This window comes from Pseudomonas sp. PNPG3 (assembly GCF_023093815.1).
GTDB classification, from domain to species: Bacteria; Pseudomonadota; Gammaproteobacteria; order Pseudomonadales; family Pseudomonadaceae; genus Aquipseudomonas; species Aquipseudomonas asiatica.
This window is the reverse complement of record NZ_JALLKV010000071.1, coordinates 1-16417: the sequence shown is the minus strand read 5'-3', so window position 1 is coordinate 16417 and position 16417 is coordinate 1. Positions and strand designations below refer to the sequence as shown.

Genomic DNA, 16417 nt, shown 5'->3' with positions numbered 1-16417 from the left:
TTGCCGGCGATAGGGCCAGTGCAAGCGAATCAGAGCTGGCCCAGCACCGGGGTATTCACCTTCACATCGGCATTCTGCGCGCGGTGGCGCAGCAGGTGGTCCATCAACACGATGGCCATCATCGCCTCGGCGATGGGCGTGGCGCGGATGCCCACGCACGGGTCGTGGCGGCCTTTGGTGATGACATCCACCGGGTTGCCGTCAATGTCGATGGAACGGCCCGGGGTGGTGATGCTGGAGGTAGGCTTCAGTGCCAGGTGGGCAACGATCGGCTGGCCCGAGGAAATACCCCCGAGGATGCCGCCAGCATTGTTGCTGAGGAAACCTTCCGGGGTCAGTTCGTCACGGTGCTCGGTGCCGCGTTGGGCCACGCTGGCGAAGCCGGCGCCGATTTCCACGCCCTTGACCGCGTTGATGCTCATCAGCGCGTGGGCCAGTTCGGCGTCGAGGCGGTCGAAGATAGGCTCGCCCAAGCCCGGCATGACGCCTTCGGCGACCACGGTGATCTTGGCGCCCACCGAGTCCTGGTCACGGCGCAGCTGGTCCATGTAGGCCTCCAGCTCGGGCACTTTGCTCGGGTCAGGGCTGAAGAAGGCGTTCTGCTCCACCGACTCCCAGGTCTTGAACGGGATTTCGATCGGGCCCAGCTGGCTCATGTAGCCGCGCACGGTGAGGCCCTGGGAGGCCAGGTATTTCTTGGCAATGGCGCCGGCGGCCACGCGCATGGCGGTTTCGCGGGCCGAGCTGCGGCCACCGCCACGGTAGTCGCGGATGCCGTACTTGTGGTGGTAGGTGTAGTCGGCGTGGGCCGGGCGGAACAGGTCCTTGATCGCCGAGTAGTCCTTGGACTTCTGGTCGGTGTTGCGGATCAGCAGGCCGATCGAGCAGCCGGTGGTGCGGCCTTCGAACACGCCGGAGAGGATTTCCACCTCGTCGGCTTCCTGGCGTTGGGTAGTGTGCCGGCTGGTGCCGGGCTTGCGCCGGTCGAGGTCGTGCTGCAGGTCGGCGAGGGAAATTTCCAGGCCCGGTGGGCATCCATCGACAATGGCGACCAACGCCGGGCCATGGCTCTCGCCAGCGGTGGTGACAGTGAACAGCTTGCCGTAGGTATTGCCGGACATGGACGCTCCGCGAGATCTGCCTGAAGTGAACGAAAGCGGCAGTATACAGATGGATTGATCGCCTGTGCTGGCCTCTTCGCGGGTAAACCCGCTCCCACAGGGTGGTCAGAAGATGCGAAAATTGCGCTGTACCTGTGGGAGCGGGTTTACCCGCGAAGTGGCCAGTACAGGCAACCTCCCCTTCGAACCTTCCCGCAAACACTGGGTCAAACCCTCATCTCCCCATGTAGTACCGCATGATGTCGCGCCTCGTCGCCCTGTTCTTCCTGCTGTGCACCGGCCTGGCCCAGGCCGCCGCCCCCACCGTGCTGCAACGCCCGATCGACCTCGACACCGGCCAGGGCGTGCTGCACGGCAGCCTGCTGCTGCCGCAACAGGCCACCCCACCACCGGTGGTGCTGATCATCGCCGGCTCCGGGCCCACTGACCGTGACGGCAACAACCCGGCGTCAGGCCGGGTCGACAACCTCAAGCGCCTGGCCCTGTTGCTGGCCAACGAGCACATCGCCAGCGTGCGCTACGACAAGCGCGGGGTGGCCGCCAGCCAGCCGGCCACGCCCGACGAGCGTGACCTGAGCGTGGAGCGCTACGTGGCCGATGTGGTCGCCTGGAGCCACAAGCTCAAGGCAGACCCGCGCTTCGGCCCGTTGATCCTGATCGGGCACAGCGAAGGCGCGCTGATCGCCAGCCTGGCCGCCGAGCAGGCCGGTGCCAGCGCGGTGATTACCCTGGCCGGCAGCGGCCGGCCGCTGGCCGAGGTGCTGCGCGAACAGCTGGCCCAGCGCCTGCCGCCGGCACAACTGGCCGGTGGCAGCGCCCTGCTCGACCGCCTGCAGGCCGGGCAGACCAGCCTGGAGGTGCCGGCGCCGCTGCGCCAGGTGTTCCGCCCCAGCGTGCAGCCCTATCTGATTTCGCTGTTCCAGCAGAACCCGGCGGCGGCCTTTGCCCGCCTGCCAATGCCCGCGCTGATCGTGCAGGGGCGCAACGATGTGCAGGTGGGGGTGGTCGACGCCGAACGGCTGAAGGCGGCCAAGCCGGATGCCCGACTGGTGCTGATCGATGGCATGAACCACATGCTGCGCATCAGCCCCAAGGCGATGAGCCAGCAGCGCGACAGCTACCTCAACCCTGAACTGCCGCTGGCAAGGGAGCTGGGCGAGCAGATTGTGACGTTTATCCAGCATTTGCCATCTGCCTGACCCTCAGGTCTTTGCCGGTACGGCCGATATTTCAGTATTAGCGGAACTTTGGGGCCGCTGGCGCGCCCCATCGCCGGCAAGCCAGCTCCCACAGGAACACAACAGGCCTGAATGCCCTGCGGTCCCTGTGGGAGCTGGCTTGCCGGCGATGGGCTGCGCAGCAGCCCCTGCCGCATGCCCGTACCCAAGGACAAGCCCTGATGACAACCGCCCCTACCGCCGTAGAGCCGGCCGAAGAGCCCGAGGAAAGCACCGCCCTGCCCTGGGCCGACCTGGCCGCCGAACATTTCCAGCTGTTGCGCCTGGCCGCCCTGCCTACCGACCGCAACACCGGCGCACGGCCACTGCGCTTTGTGCAGTTCGGCTATGCCGAACGCCACGACAAGGCCCACAGCCTGTTGCGCATGGAAATCCAGCTACCTGGGCAGAAAGTGCACAAGGAACAGAACCGCCTGGACATTCGCGTCGACCACACCGAGCGCCTGGTGCGCATCGGCAATGAACATGGCCTGCAACTGGAGCCGCTGAACCGTGGCATCGGCCGCTTCCTGCTGGCTCAGGCCGCGCAATGGCTGCAGCACAAGTGGTCGCACTACCGGATCGAGGGCATGGCGCTGCCGAGCAAGGATGCGCTGAACGAAGACTCACGCCTGCGTCGTGACCACTGCCTGCGCGGGGTGGGTATCGAGGTGGAGTACGAGGACAGCCAGCACCTGAAAGGCCGTACCGTGGAAATGACCGTGGGCCAGCTCAAGGGGGCGTGGAACAGCGAGCGCTTGCAGCGAGTGGGGATACTGGATGCTGCCGGCCTGCTGCAGCAGGCTGACCAGCAGTTGCAGGAGAAGGAAGGGCAACTGCGTGAGCGGGATGAACGGGTTGCCAAGTACCAGCGTGAAGACAGCGGGTTGCGCTTCACCATTACCTGCCTGGTGGCGTTTGCGGTGTTCCAGGCGGGGTTGCTGATCTGGATTGCCACGCGCTGAGACCGCGTCGCCTAATTCGCGGGTAATCCCGCTCCCACAGGGCCCGCGTCGCACCTGAGGGCAACGCTATACCTGTGGGAGCAGGTTTACCCGCGAAGAGGCCCTGGAATCAGACCCGGGCCTTGAACAGTTCCTGATGCTGGCGGCACTGCTCGGCGGTCAGCATGAACACCCCATGCCCGCCGCGCTCGAATTCCAGCCAGGCAAAGTCCACTTCGGGGTACAGCGCCTCGACATGCACCTGGCTGTTGCCCACTTCGACAATCAGCAAGCCCTTGTCGGTCAGGTGGTCCGCCGCTTCGGCCAGCATGCGCCGCACCAGGTCGAGGCCATCGGTGCCGCAGGCCAGGCCCAACTCGGGCTCATGGTGATACTCGGCCGGCATGTCGTCGAAGTCTTCGGCATCGACATACGGCGGGTTGGACAGGATCAGGTCGAAACGCTGCCCCGGCAAACCGCCAAAACCGTCGCCCTGTACGGTATACACACGCCCGTCCAGGCCGTGGCGTTCGATGTTCTGGTTGGCCACTTCGAGCGCTTCGAACGACAGGTCGGCCAGCACTACCTCGGCCTCGGGGAACACGTCGGCGGCAACGATGCCGATGCAGCCAGAACCGGTGCACAGGTCGAGAATGCGCGCCGGCTCGCTCGCCAGCCACGGCTCGAAGCGTTTCTCGATCAGCTCGCCAATCGGCGAACGCGGCACCAGCACGCGCTCGTCGACGATGAACGACATGCCGCAGAACCAGGCCTCGCCCAGCAGGTAGGCAGCCGGCACGCGTTCTTCGATACGGCGCTTGAGCAGGTGCTGCAGGCGTACCCGCTCGTCGTCCTCGAGCATGCAGTCCAGGTAGCTGTCGGCCACCTCCCACGGCAGGTGCACCGCCCCCAGCACCAGCAGGCGGGCCTCGTCCCAGGCGTTGTCGGCGCCGTGGCCGAAGAACAGATCGTGCTCATGGAAGCGGCTGACCGCCCAGCGGATATAGTCGCGCAGCGTGCGCAGGCGGGATGTGATCACGGGGTACTCCTAATTCAGACCGGACAAAAGTCTAACAGCCCAACCCGCACATTTGTTCCTTTGCCTTGCCCAATGGCTAGCCACAAGCCAGTAACCATGCCGCTTGCGTTGTCAACCATTCCCATTGGCGCCAAGGCAGGGGACAATAGGTATACAAAAGCCCTATCCAAGGAGCCCTTGATGTCCGTTCCAACCACGATGTTTCGCCTCACTGGCCGCGACTATCCGCCGGCCAAGCTGAACCACGCCAGCCTGATCATCATCGATGCGCAAAAGGAGTACCTCAGCGGGCCCCTGGCGCTGTCGGGCATGGACGAGGCCGTGGCCAACATCGCCAGGTTGCTCGACGCCGCGCGCAAGAGCGGCCGTCCGATCATCCACGTTCGCCACCTGGGCACTGTCGGTGGCCGCTTCGACCCACAAGGGCCGGCCGGCCAGTTCATTCCGGGGCTGGAGCCGCTGGAAGGCGAAATCGTCATCGAAAAACGCATGCCCAATGCATTCAAGAACACTCAGCTGCATGAGACCCTGCAGGCGCTGGGCCACCTGGACCTGATCGTCTGCGGCTTCATGAGCCACTCCAGCGTCAGCACCACGGTACGCCGCGCCAAGGACTATGGTTACCGCTGCACCCTGGTGGAAGACGCTTCGGCGACACGCGACCTGGCATTCAAGGATGGGGTGATCCCGGCCGCGCAGATCCACCAGTGCGAAATGGCCGTGATGGCCGACAACTTCGCTTGCGTGGCCCCTACCGCCAGCCTGATCTGATCGGCTGGGTACAACCGCCCGGCAGCCGGGCGGAACCCGATGGGCGGCACCAGGTCGAATTCCGGATATCCACAGAGGACAGAGCGGAATGAAGCTCAAAGGCAGTTTCGACGCCAAGCGCCTGCGCCCGCGCGAACCGCGTAACTGGGGCGCCCGCCTGGCGGCCGGCCTGTCGGCCATGCTGGCGACCCTTGGCGTGCTGCTGGCGATGGCCGGTGTCGCCGGCCTGCTGGGCAACTACCCTGCGCTGGCGGAGCTCAACGCCAACAAACCGCTGGCCGGCATCCTCACCGTGGCCGGTTTGCTGCTGCTGTGGCTGGGTGTGCGCTTCTGGCGGCGCAGCCGCATTCGCCTGCGCCGCGGGCGCGAGCTGAACCTGTCGCCGCACCTGATGAAGAAGCATGACTGATGGGGTTGTATTACCTGTATCGGCCTCTTCGCGGGCACGCCCGCTCCCACAGGTACCCCGCTCCCTTCAGCCGCTGTGATATCCCTGTGGGAGCGGGCGTGCCCGCGAAGAGGCCCGCACAGGCTGCACAAGGCCCCACAGTCGCGTAAACTACGCCGCCCACGTGGAGGCATCATGCAAGACGACGATTTTTCCCTGTTCAAGGCCGAAGTGCGCGGTGTCAAACCGATCACGCACGACCGCGCCGAAGTCGGCAAGCCAAAGGCCGACCGCCAGAAGCTGGCCGGCCTGCGCCAGGCGGCGACCGTGCGCAGTGACAAGGCATTGGTGATCGACGGCATGTCCGACCAGTTCGTCATCGACGTTGGTGCCGAAGACGAGCTGCTGTGGCGCCGCGATGGCGTGCAGGAAGGCCAGCTGCGCAAGCTGAAGCTGGGGCAGATTCCGTTCGAGGGCAGCCTCGACCTGCATGGCATGACCGTGGAAAAGGCCCGCGAAACCCTGTGGGACTTCATCGCCGAAGCCACCAAGCTGGAAGTGCGCTGCGTGCGGGTTACCCACGGCAAGGCCGCGCGCCTGGACGGCAAGCGCCCGATGATCAAGAGCCACGTCAACACCTGGCTGCGCCAGCACCCGCAGGTGCTCGGTTTTGCCTCGTGCAACGCCCGCCACGGCGGCACCGGCGCGGTGTATGTGATGCTCAAGCGAACCATGCTCGAAGGCCGCGACGAGTAACGCCGCGCTTGCAGCGCCGCCCTCGCCGCCGTACCCTTCGTTTTTGCGATTTTTTCCCACAGGTAGATCCATGTCCCTGGAACAGAACTACACCGAGATCCTCAGCCAGATTGGCGAGGACGTCTCCCGTGAGGGCCTGCTCGACACGCCCAAGCGGGCTGCAAAGGCGATGAAGTACCTTTGCCGCGGTTATGAGCAAACACTGGAAGAAGTCACCAACAACGCGCTGTTCAGCTCTGACAACAGCGAAATGGTGCTGGTCCGGGACATCGAGCTGTATTCGATGTGCGAACACCACATGCTGCCGTTCATCGGCAAGGCGCACGTGGCCTACCTGCCCAAGGGCAAGGTACTTGGCCTGTCGAAGGTGGCGCGCATCGTCGACATGTACGCTCGCCGCCTGCAGATTCAGGAAAACCTCAGCCGCCAGGTTGCCGAGGCCGTGCAGAAGGTAACCGGTGCCGCCGGCGTTGCCGTGGTCATCGAAGCCAAGCACATGTGCATGATGATGCGCGGTGTCGAGAAGCAGAACTCGACCATGATCACCTCGGTGATGCTGGGCGAGTTCCGCGAAAACGCCGCTACCCGCAGCGAGTTCCTCAGCCTGATCAAGTGATTGGCTGCTGACCCCGAGCCGACCCTGCCGGGTCGGCTTTTTCATTTCAGGAGTTGCCCATGATCGTCAAAGCCCTGCGGGTTGGCCTCGGCCAGCTCATCGTGTTCGGCGACTGGATCAGCCGCCCGGCCAAGCGCAAGCGCGACGCCGCCGCCCAGGCCCGCGTCGAGCAAGCGGCCCAGGGCCTTGCGCTGTACCAGTTCCACGCCTGCCCGTTCTGCGTCAAGACACGCCGCACCCTGCACCGTTTGAACGTGCCGGTGGCGCTGCGCGATGCCAAGAACGACCCGGTGCACCGCCAGGCCCTGCAGGAAGGTGGCGGCCGGGTGAAAGTGCCGTGCCTGCGTATTGAAGAAGCGGGCAAGGTGACCTGGATGTATGAGTCCAAGGCGATCATTGCCTACCTGGATGAGCGGTTCGCTTCGGCCTGACGGTTTGCAGGTTTCCTGTACCGGCCCTATCGCCGGCAAGCCAGCTCCCACAGGGATCCCACAATATTCAGCCCTGTGGTGAACCTGTGGGAGCTGGCTTGCCGGCGATAGCGCCAGTACAGGCTAAAGGTCAGCCCACCATCGGCACATGCCGTGGGTGGCTGCTGACCCGCTCCAGCCAGGCCCTCACTGCCGGGTAATCGGCCAGGTCGAACCCGCCCTGATGCGCCACATGGGTGTATGCATACAACGCCACATCGGCAATCGAATACTGCTCGCCGACCAGGTACGGCGTCATCTGCAGCTGCTGCTCCATCACCCTCAGTGCCTTGTAACCGCCCTTGTGAAGCTTGCGGTACTCCTCCAGGCGCTCGTCCGGCAACCCCAGGTAGAACTGGATGAAACGCGCCACGGCAATATACGGCTCATGGCTGTACTGCTCGAAGAACTGCCACTGCAACACCTGGGTGCGCAGGCGTGGCTCGGTGGGCAGGAACTCGCTGCCATCGGCCAGGTAGTTGAGAATGGCATTGGATTCCCACAGGTAGCTGCCGTCCTCAAGCTCCAGCACCGGCACCTTGCCGTTGGGGTTCATCGCCAGAAACTCCGGTGTCTCGGTCTCGCCCTTTAGGATGTCCACCGGGTGCCATTCGTATGGCCGGCCGAGCAGGCTCAACATCAGCTTGATCTTGTAACAGTTGCCCGACTGGTAGTCGCCATAGACCTTGTACATCGCCCCTTCACTCCCAAGCAGTTCTGCATTTGCGCCCAATAGTTGGCGACTGTACGGCTAAAAGCAATGGCCGCTGTATGGCAAGAATCAACCTTGCTCGCTGTAGTCTGAAAAAACTGCTTACACCTTTACAAGGATTTTGTTCATGAACGATGCCACTTCCGCACGCCTGCGGCCCCTGGCAGACAGCTCCCCGTCGGCGGTGGTCGCTGGCTTCATCGCCATGCTCACCGGCTATACCAGCTCGCTGGTGCTGATGTTCCAGGCCGGCCAGGCTGCAGGGCTGACCAGCGCGCAGATTTCGTCATGGATCTGGGCGTTGTCGATCGGCATGGCGGTGTGCAGCATCGGCCTGTCGCTGCGTTACCGCACACCGATCACCGTGGCCTGGTCCACCCCCGGCGCCGCCTTGCTGATCACCAGCCTGGGCGGGGTCAGCTATGGCGAGGCGATCGGCGCCTACATCACTTGTGCGGTGCTGGTGCTGATCTGTGGCCTGACCGGCAGCTTCGAGCGCCTGGTCAAGCGCATCCCGGCCTCGCTGGCCTCGGCTCTGCTGGCGGGCATTCTGTTCAAGATCGGCAGCGAAATCTTCGTTGCCGCCCAGCACCGCACCTTGCTGGTACTGGGCATGTTCTTCAGCTACCTGCTGGTCAAGCGCCTGTCGCCGCGCTACTGCGTTCTGGCCGCATTGCTGGTGGGCACCGCGCTGTCCGGCGCCCTGGGCCTGCTGGACTTCAGCGGCTTCCGCCTGGAAGCAGCCACGCCGGTGTGGACCACGCCAAGCTTCTCGCTGGCGGCGACCATCAGTATCGGCATCCCGCTGTTCGTGGTGGCGATGACTTCGCAGAACATGCCGGGTGTGGCCGTGCTGCGCGCGGACGGCTACCAGGTGCCGGCTTCGCCGCTGATCTCGGCCACCGGCTTTGCCTCGCTGCTGCTGGCACCGTTTGGCTCGCACGGGGTCAACCTGGCGGCGATCAGCGCGGCGATCTGCACCGGGCCGCATGCCCATGAAGACCCGGCCAAGCGTTATACCGCGGCGGTGTGGTGCGGGATTTTCTATGGCATTGCCGGGGTGTTCGGCGCGACCTTGGCGGCGCTGTTTGCGGCGCTGCCGAAAGAGCTGGTGCTATCGATTGCAGCACTGGCACTGTTCGGCTCGATCATGAACGGGCTGACCGTGGCCATGAGCGAAGCACGGGAGCGGGAGGCGGCGGTGATTACCTTCATGGTGACCGCTTCGGGGCTGACCTTGTTCTCGATTGGGTCGGCGTTCTGGGGGATTGTGGCGGGGGTGCTGGCCTTGATGATCCTCAACCCGCGCAGGGGCTGAAGGTTTTTGTTGCCTGCACCGGCCTCTTCGCGGGTAAACCCGCTCCCACAGGCATACCACAAGGCTGAATATTGTGTAATCCCTGTGGGAGCGGCTTTACCCGCGAAGAGGCCGGTACAGGCAACACAAAGCCCAGGCCCAGATCACAACCTGAAATGCCCCACCATCCCCTTCAGGTCGGTACCCAACTGCGCCAGCTCGATACTCGACCGGGCATTGTCCTGCATCGCCAACGCCGCCTGATCGGCACTACCACGGATCTGCGTGACGCTGCGGCTGATCTCTTCCGCCACAGAGCTCTGCTGCTCGGCCGCCGCGGCAATCTGCTGGTTCATCTGCTGGATCAATGAAACCGCCGCCGCAATGCTGCCCAGTGCACTTTCGGTCTGCAGCGCATCGGCCACCGCCAAACGTACCAGCTCGGTACTGCCGCGAATCTGCGCCACCGACTGCTGGGCATTGCCGCGCAGGCTGGCGACCAAGGTCTCGATCTGCTCGGTAGACTGCCGGGTACGCCGCGCCAGCGCACGCACCTCATCAGCGACCACGGCAAAACCACGCCCCTGCTCGCCCGCGCGGGCGGCTTCGATAGCAGCATTCAACGCCAGCAGGTTGGTCTGCTCAGCCACGCTCTTGATCACTTCCAGCACGTCGCCAATGGTGTGGATCTCGGCACTGAGGCTGTCGATACCAGCGCTGGCCGTCTCCGCCGCCGCCGCCAGTTGCTCGATGCGCTGCATGCTCTGGCGCACCACCTGTTGCCCGGAATCCACCTTCTCATCCGCAGCCTGGGCCGCCTGCGCCGCTTCTTCGGCATTACGCGCCACATCGTGCACGGTAGCGGTCATCTGTTGCATGGCGGTGGCCACCTGCTCGGTCTCTTCCTTCTGGCTGCCCACCTCGCGGTTGGTCTGCTCGGTCACCGCCGACAGCGCCTGCGCATTGCCAGCCAGTTGCTCGATGCCCTGCTGCAAACCGCTGACAATCCCAGACAGGCCCGCCGCCATCTGCTGCATAGCCTGCATCAGCTGCCCTACTTCGTCACGGCGCGGCTCCAGGGCGTCAAAGCTCAGTTCACCGGCAGCGATGCGCTGGGCGCGTGCAATCACATGCTTGAGCGGGCCAACCACGGCGCGGGTGATCAGCCAAGCGGCCAGCACACCCACCAGCAGCGCCAATGCCGTGGCCAGGCCGATGGCCACGGCATTGCGTTGCAGTTCGCCCTGCAGGGCCTGCTCCTGCCCCACATAGGCCTGGTCGATCCGACTGGTGACTTGCTCGGCACTGGCCTGCAACTGCGCCTTCAAGCCCTGCTCGCGGGCCAACTGGTCAGTGTATTCGTTGAGTTTTTCCGAGAAGCTGCCGATGTGCCCCGCCACTTCGCCCAGCACACTCTGGTAGCCGGCATCGCTGACGGCGCCCTGCAACTGGCTGACCAGGCTGGCGGCCTCGACAGTCTGGGCGATGCGGTCCTGGCTGACGCCCTCTTCGCCCTTGCGGCTTTTTTCCAGGCGTACCCGCGCTTCGTCCATGGCCTGCAGCATCAGCCGCGACACCTGCGCGACCTGCCCGGCCTGCTCGAGGAACGCGCCGCCCTCCTGGCCCTGGGACTGCTTGAGGGTGTACACGCCGTCATCAGCCAGGCCGGCCTGCAACACATCGAGATTGTTGGCCACGCTGGATACCGACCAACTGGCCATGTCCAGCGCCAGCTCCTTGGCCTGCACCGCTTCGACAAAGGCCTCGAATGCCTGGCCATAGGCCGTCAGGTCAGTTTCCGCCGCCGCCAGCGCCGGCAGGCCACGGGCGCGTTCGGCCAAGCCCTGCAGGCCGCTGCGCAAGGCCTCGGCCTGCTTGAGGTCGGAGCGCAGGGCAAAGGCCTGCTCGTGCTGGCGCAAGCGCAGCAGGTCGGTATTGAACTGGGTCAGTTGGCGCAAGCTGTCGAAGCGCTGGCCAACACTGTGCAGCGCGGCAATGCCAATGGCCGCCACCGCCAGGGTCAGCACCAGCACCAAGGCAAAGCCCAGGCCGAGTTTGCGGGCCATGCCCAGGTTGGCCAGCACACCGTGCTTGCTCGCGCCCATGCCGATTCCCCTTCTGTGTGCGAGGTTATCCCGAAGGCCAAGGGTGGCAACGTTGCCAGCCGATGAACAAGGGCCTGACGTCAGAATAGTGTCAAATAGCTATGAGCATGTCGCTATCAGCTTTCCAGAGGTCGCCCTGCGTGCTGAAGGAAGGCCTGGGCGCGGGAGTCCTGCCCGTAGGCGACGTTGATGCGCAGCCAGGCGCTGGCCGCGCCCTGGTAATCGAAGGCGCTGCCGGGGGTGAGCAGCACATCGTGTTCCAGCGCCAGGCGCTCCAGGCTGGCGAAATCCCGGCCCGGCACGCAGGCCCAGACGAACATGCCGCCGTAGGGCTCGCAGAACATCTGCCAACCCGCCTGTTCCAGCTGGCCGAGCAGCCTGGCCATGTGCTGCCCCAGGCGCACACGCAGGCGCTGCACGCTCTTGCGGTAGCTGCCGTTGGCCAGCATCTGCCCCACCACCTGCTCGGCAAAGCGCGAGGTGCCGATGCCGCTGACCATCTTCAACTCAGCCAGACGCGCCAGCAATGCCGGGTCGGCGACCAGGTAGCCGACCCGCAGCGAGCTGCTGAGGGTTTTCGAGAAGCTGGCCATGTAGATTACCCGCTGCTCGCTGTCGAGGGTGGCCAGGCGGGTGGCAGGGCCTTCCTGGAAGTCGGCGTAGATATCGTCCTCGATGATGCGCAGGTCGTGCTCGCGGGCCAACTCCAGCAGGCGGTAGGCCACCTTGGGCGTCAGGCTGGTGCCGGTGGGGTTCTGGTACAGGCTGTTGGTGAAAAGGCAGCGCGGCTTGTGCGCCATCAGCAGGGCTTCGAGGGTGGCCAGGTCCGGGCCTTCGGCGGTGCGTGGCACCGGCAGCATGTGTACCTGGTGCTGGCGCAGCAGGTTGTACAAGTTGTAGTAGCCGGGGTTTTCCACCAGTACCGTGTCACCCGGGCGCAGCAGGGTGCGCACCAGCAGGTCGAGGCCGTGGCTGGCGCCGTGGGTAGTGAGGATACGTTCGGGCCCGGCGGCGATGCCCAGCTGCGCCAGGCGCTTGTGCAACTGCTGGCGAAGGCTGGCCAGGCCCAGGGGCGGGCAGTAGTCGAACAGGTCCTGTGGGTTGCCGCGGCTGACCTGGCGCACTGCCTGGGCCAGTTCGGTGGCGGCGCGCCAGCTGCTGGGTAGCCAGCCGCAGCCCAACTTGAGCAACTCGTCATGGCCCTCGCGAAACTGCCGCCAACTGCCATCGCCGGCCTCGCCCCAGGGTTGGGCGTCTTCCATGGCCAGGCCGGCTTTGCGTTCGGCGACGAAAAAGCCGGTACCGTGGCGGGCCTCCAGCCAGCCGCTGGCGACCAGGCGGTCGTAGGCTTCGATCACACACGACGCACTGACCGCCTGGCTGCGGGCCAAAGCCCGGATCGATGGCAGACGCGCGCCGGGGCGCAGGCGCTGCTGGCCGATCCAGGTTTGCAGGTGGTCGGTGAGTTGCTGCACCAGCGGGGTGGGGCTGGTGCGGTCGAGGGGCAAGTGCATGGGGCAAGTGTTCGCTGGTTTTGAGCGAACAGTTAAGCATAAAAGGGTTGGCGGTGTGTCTGGTGATGGGGATGGGCTGGCATCAGAGTGGGCAGGCCCGGCCCTTTCGCGGGTGAACCCGCTCCCACAGAGATCGCACCCAACCCGAGAGCGATGCAGTACCTGTGGGAGCGGGTTCACCCGCGAAAAGGCCGGTACAGCCACTACAGAACCAGGATCCTACCCATGCCCTCCGCCCCGGCCCGCCTGGCCTTCGCCCTCTGCCTGATCACCCTGGCCGTCAATCTGCAGGCCCCGCTGTACATCACCTACGCCGACCTTTCCGGCCAAGGCGCCGCCGCCACCGCAGTAGCCTTCTCCGGCTATGTGCTCGGCGTGCTACCCGTGCTGCTGGCCCTGGGCGGGCTGGCCGACCGGGTCGGGCGCCGGCCATTGGTGCTTGCCGCACTGGCCCTGTCGATGGTCGCCACCGTGCTGATGCTGGCGGCCCCCAACCTGCACACTCTGGGGCTGGCGCGGCTGTTCCTCGGCCTGGGCACCGGCCTGGCGTCGGCAACGGCCACCGCCTACATGGGTGAGTTGATGGGCGGCGCGGACAACACCCGCGCCGCCAATTGGGTTACCGCCAGCACCTCGCTGGGCTTTGGCCTGGGCGCGGCGCTGACCAGCCTGTTCCTGCTGCGCGGCCCCAGCCTGACCCCAGGCAGCTTCCACCTGCAACTGCTGCTGGCGGCGCTGGCCATGCTGCTGGTTTGGCGCCTGCCGGACCCACGCCCGGCACAACGCAACCCCATGCTGCGCCTGCCCTGCTACCCACGTGGCAGCGTGGCCTATGGCCTGGCCATTCTGCTGGCGTGGGCCTGCGTGGGGCTGGTGATCGCCCTGCTGCCGGGCATCCTGCGCCAGCACGGGCTTAGCGCCTGGTCGGGGTTCTCGACCTTTTGCGTGATCAGCTGCGGGTTGTTGTTCCAGCCCATGGCACGGCGCCTCAGCAGCCGTACAGCCACATTGCTGGGGCTGGTGATATTGCCGTGCAGCTATGCCGTGCTGGCCTGGGGTGCGGACAGCGGCCAGCTGGGCGCGGTATTGCTGGGTGCGGTGGCGGCCAGTAGTGCGTGCTACGGGTTTATCTACCTGGGCGGGCTGGCGGCGGTGAACCAACTGGCCGGCAGCGAGAAGACACGGGCCAGTGCCGGGTTCTTCCTGCTGGCGTACCTAGGGTTCAGCCTGCCGGTGATCTTTACCGGGCTGTTGAGCGACCGGCTGGGATCACGATTGGCGTTGCTGGTATTTGGTGGGGTGTTGATGGTGGGGTGTGTGGTTGTAGGGCTGGCATTGTGGTGGTCTGCCAGGGCCTCTTCGCGGGTAAACCCGCTCCCACAGGGACATCACAGGACCTGAGGGCAGCGGGGTACCTGTGGGAGCGGGCAAGCCCGCGAAGAAGGCCACGCGGTTTCGGCTCAGATCGCCGTAGCCCCACCATCCACCGTCAGGCAATGCCCTGTGGTAAACGCCGCGCCATCACTGCACAGGTACAGCACGGCACTGGCAATTTCCTCGACCTTGCCAATGCGCCCCACCGGATGCATGGCAGCGGCAAACTCGGCCTTGCGTGGGTCGGCCTCATAGGCGCGGCGGAACATGCCGGTGTCGATCACCGCCGGGCACACCGCATTCACCCGGATACCCTTCTTGGCGTACTCGATGGCCGCCGACTTGGTCAGGCCGATCACCGCGTGCTTGGAGGCGCTGTAGATGCTCATCTTCGGCGCCGCGCCCAAGCCCGCCACCGAAGCGGTATTGACGATGGCCCCACCGCCCTGGGCCAACAGCAACGGCAGCTGGTACTTCATGCACAGCCACACACCCTTCACGTTGACACCCATGATGGCATCGAACTCCGCCTCGCTGCCCTCGGCCAGGCGGCCCTGCTCTATCTCGATACCTGCGTTGTTGTAGGCATAGTCCAGCCGCCCATAGGCAGCGATCAGGCGCTCGTGCAGTTGGCGCACCTCGGCTTCACGGGTAACGTCGCAGGCAATGAACAGCGCCTCCCCGCCCGACGCGTGGATCAGGGCCACAGTGGCCTCGCCACCGACAGGGTCAAGGTCGGCCACCACCACCTTCAGGCCCTCCCGGGCGAAAGCCAGGGCAGTTGCCCGGCCGATGCCGACGGCGCCACCGGTGACCAGGGCTACCTGGCCGGAAAAGGTCATGCTCATCGCGTGCTCCAAAGCGTGCTTGGTGGGGTTCAGAGCATAGTCAGCCACCACCCGCACGGGCAGCATCATCACCCCACCGGTTGGGCTACCATGCTTGTCAGTGATGTTACGGACCTGCCTACATCAACAGGGTAGATTTGACGCCTCCCCCTTCAATGCCTACGAGGACCCGCCATGACCAACACCAACCGCCGCTTCCTGCTCGCCAAACGCCCGGTCGGCGCCGTGCGCCGTGACGACTTCAGCTTCGAGACCGTGCCCGCCGAACAACCCGGCGAAGGCCAGGTGCTGGTGCGCAACCTGTACCTGTCGTTGGACCCGGCCATGCGCGGCTGGATGAACGAAGGCAAGTCCTACATCCCGCCCGTGGCCCTGGGCCAGGTGATGCGCGCGCTGGGTGTTGGCGAAGTGGTTGCCTCCAACCACCCCGCCTACAAGCCGGGTGACCATGTAAGCGGCGCCCTTGGCGTGCAGGACTACTTCACTGGCGAACCCCAGGGCCTGCACAAGATCGACCCCAGCCTGGCGCCCCTGCCGCGCTATCTGTCGGCGCTGGGCATGACCGGCATGACCGCCTATTTTGCCCTGCTGGACGTCGGCCAGCCCAAGGCCGGTGACACCGTGGTCATTTCCGGCGCGGCCGGCGCGGTGGGCAGCATTGTCGGGCAAATTGCCAAGATCAAAGGCTGCCGCGTGGTCGGCATTGCCGGCGGCGCCGAGAAGTGCCAGTACCTGAAGGACGAACTGGGCTTTGATGGGGTGATCGACTACAAGGCCGAAGACGTGCTGGCCGGCCTGAAGCGCGAATGCCCCAAAGGCGTGGACGTGTACTTCGACAACGTCGGCGGCGACATCCTCGACGCCGTGCTGACCCGCATCAACTTCAAGGCACGTATCGTGATTTGCGGCGCCATCAGCCAATACAACAACAAGGAAGCGGTGAAAGGCCCGGCCAACTACCTGTCGCTGCTGGTGAACCGTGCGCGCATGGAAGGCTTTGTGGTGATGGATTACGCCAAGGATTACGGCAAGGCCGCGCTGGAGATTGCCGGGTGGCTGGCTAGTGGCCAGGTGAAGAGCAAGGAGGATGTGGTGGAAGGGCTGGAGACCTTCCCCGAGACCTTGCTGAAGCTGTTCAGTGGGGAGAACTTTGGCAAGTTGGTGTTGAAGGTTTGATTGGGGATTGCGATTGGGCGTCCAGGTGTATGCCTTGGGTTTTGCAGCGCCTGTGAGATCGAGCGCCGC

At 65.1% G+C, this 16417-nt stretch carries 16 protein-coding genes; 10 read left to right on the top strand and 6 right to left on the bottom strand.

What is annotated here, in order from left to right; all coding sequences use genetic code 11:
- Positions 1-29: 29 nt before the first annotated feature.
- Complete coding sequence (gene aroC / locus MJ643_RS27625; RefSeq protein WP_247727144.1) at positions 30-1121, bottom strand: chorismate synthase; 1092 nt, start codon at positions 1119-1121, stop codon at positions 30-32.
- Between the two features lie 236 nt (positions 1122-1357).
- Here aroC and MJ643_RS27620 point away from each other — a divergent pair, with 236 nt between their 5' ends.
- Entirely contained in the window at positions 1358-2320 is a 963-nt protein-coding gene (locus MJ643_RS27620; protein WP_046615506.1) for an alpha/beta fold hydrolase, read from the top strand.
- 200 nt (positions 2321-2520) lie between these two features.
- The gene (locus tag MJ643_RS27615; RefSeq protein ID WP_247727143.1) at positions 2521-3303 is read left to right on the top strand and encodes a hypothetical protein; all 783 of its coding nucleotides are present in this window, start codon (positions 2521-2523) and stop codon (positions 3301-3303) included.
- A 109-nt stretch (positions 3304-3412) separates the two neighbouring features.
- Here MJ643_RS27615 and prmB read toward each other — a convergent pair whose 3' ends face one another.
- Positions 3413-4321, bottom strand: coding sequence for a 50S ribosomal protein L3 N(5)-glutamine methyltransferase (prmB, locus tag MJ643_RS27610; RefSeq protein ID WP_046615508.1), 909 nt, complete (start codon positions 4319-4321; stop codon positions 3413-3415).
- 180 nt (positions 4322-4501) lie between these two features.
- Here prmB and MJ643_RS27605 point away from each other — a divergent pair, with 180 nt between their 5' ends.
- The 5 genes from MJ643_RS27605 to MJ643_RS27585 all read left to right on the top strand — a co-directional run bounded on the left by MJ643_RS27605 (position 4502) and on the right by MJ643_RS27585 (position 7283).
- Positions 4502-5092, top strand: coding sequence for a cysteine hydrolase family protein (locus tag MJ643_RS27605; protein WP_024086501.1), 591 nt, complete (start codon positions 4502-4504; stop codon positions 5090-5092).
- Positions 5093-5180: 88 nt separating this feature from the next.
- Entirely contained in the window at positions 5181-5501 is a 321-nt protein-coding gene (locus MJ643_RS27600) for a hypothetical protein (RefSeq protein ID WP_024086500.1), read from the top strand.
- Between the two features lie 174 nt (positions 5502-5675).
- The gene (locus tag MJ643_RS27595; RefSeq protein ID WP_024086499.1) at positions 5676-6236 is read left to right on the top strand and encodes a Smr/MutS family protein; all 561 of its coding nucleotides are present in this window, start codon (positions 5676-5678) and stop codon (positions 6234-6236) included.
- 70 nt (positions 6237-6306) lie between these two features.
- Positions 6307-6852: a GTP cyclohydrolase I FolE gene (gene folE, locus MJ643_RS27590; RefSeq protein WP_024086498.1), complete on the top strand. Its 546-nt coding sequence runs from the start codon at positions 6307-6309 to the stop codon at positions 6850-6852.
- A gap of 59 nt (positions 6853-6911) precedes the next feature.
- Positions 6912-7283, top strand: a complete 372-nt coding sequence (locus MJ643_RS27585) for a glutaredoxin (protein ID WP_003260822.1) — start codon at positions 6912-6914, stop codon at positions 7281-7283.
- A gap of 130 nt (positions 7284-7413) precedes the next feature.
- Here the strand turns inward: MJ643_RS27585 and MJ643_RS27580 are convergent, their stop codons facing one another.
- Complete coding sequence (locus MJ643_RS27580) at positions 7414-8016, bottom strand: glutathione S-transferase family protein (protein WP_024086497.1); 603 nt, start codon at positions 8014-8016, stop codon at positions 7414-7416.
- A 145-nt stretch (positions 8017-8161) separates the two neighbouring features.
- On the opposite strand from MJ643_RS27580, the gene MJ643_RS27575 reads away from it, so the two are divergent.
- Positions 8162-9352 (top strand): benzoate/H(+) symporter BenE family transporter, encoded by a 1191-nt coding sequence (locus tag MJ643_RS27575; protein WP_024086496.1) that lies wholly within the window; start codon positions 8162-8164, stop codon positions 9350-9352.
- Between the two features lie 143 nt (positions 9353-9495).
- Here MJ643_RS27575 and MJ643_RS27570 read toward each other — a convergent pair whose 3' ends face one another.
- Positions 9496-11436: a methyl-accepting chemotaxis protein gene (locus MJ643_RS27570; protein WP_024086495.1), complete on the bottom strand. Its 1941-nt coding sequence runs from the start codon at positions 11434-11436 to the stop codon at positions 9496-9498.
- Positions 11437-11552: 116 nt separating this feature from the next.
- On the bottom strand, positions 11553-12950 hold the full coding sequence (locus MJ643_RS27565) for a PLP-dependent aminotransferase family protein (RefSeq protein WP_024086494.1): 1398 nt from the start codon (positions 12948-12950) through the stop codon (positions 11553-11555).
- Between the two features lie 225 nt (positions 12951-13175).
- On the opposite strand from MJ643_RS27565, the gene MJ643_RS27560 reads away from it, so the two are divergent.
- Positions 13176-14351 carry an MFS transporter gene (locus MJ643_RS27560; RefSeq protein WP_024086493.1) on the top strand — a complete coding sequence of 392 codons (1176 nt, stop codon included), beginning with the start codon at positions 13176-13178 and terminating at the stop codon, positions 14349-14351.
- A gap of 59 nt (positions 14352-14410) precedes the next feature.
- On the opposite strand, the gene MJ643_RS27555 is transcribed toward MJ643_RS27560, so the two are convergent.
- The gene (locus MJ643_RS27555) at positions 14411-15172 is read right to left on the bottom strand and encodes an SDR family oxidoreductase (protein ID WP_024086492.1); all 762 of its coding nucleotides are present in this window, start codon (positions 15170-15172) and stop codon (positions 14411-14413) included.
- Between the two features lie 174 nt (positions 15173-15346).
- On the opposite strand from MJ643_RS27555, the gene MJ643_RS27550 reads away from it, so the two are divergent.
- A complete protein-coding gene (locus tag MJ643_RS27550) occupies positions 15347-16348 on the top strand; it encodes an NADP-dependent oxidoreductase (RefSeq protein WP_024086491.1) in 1002 nt (333 codons plus the stop codon).
- The last annotated feature ends 69 nt before the right edge of the window (positions 16349-16417 follow it).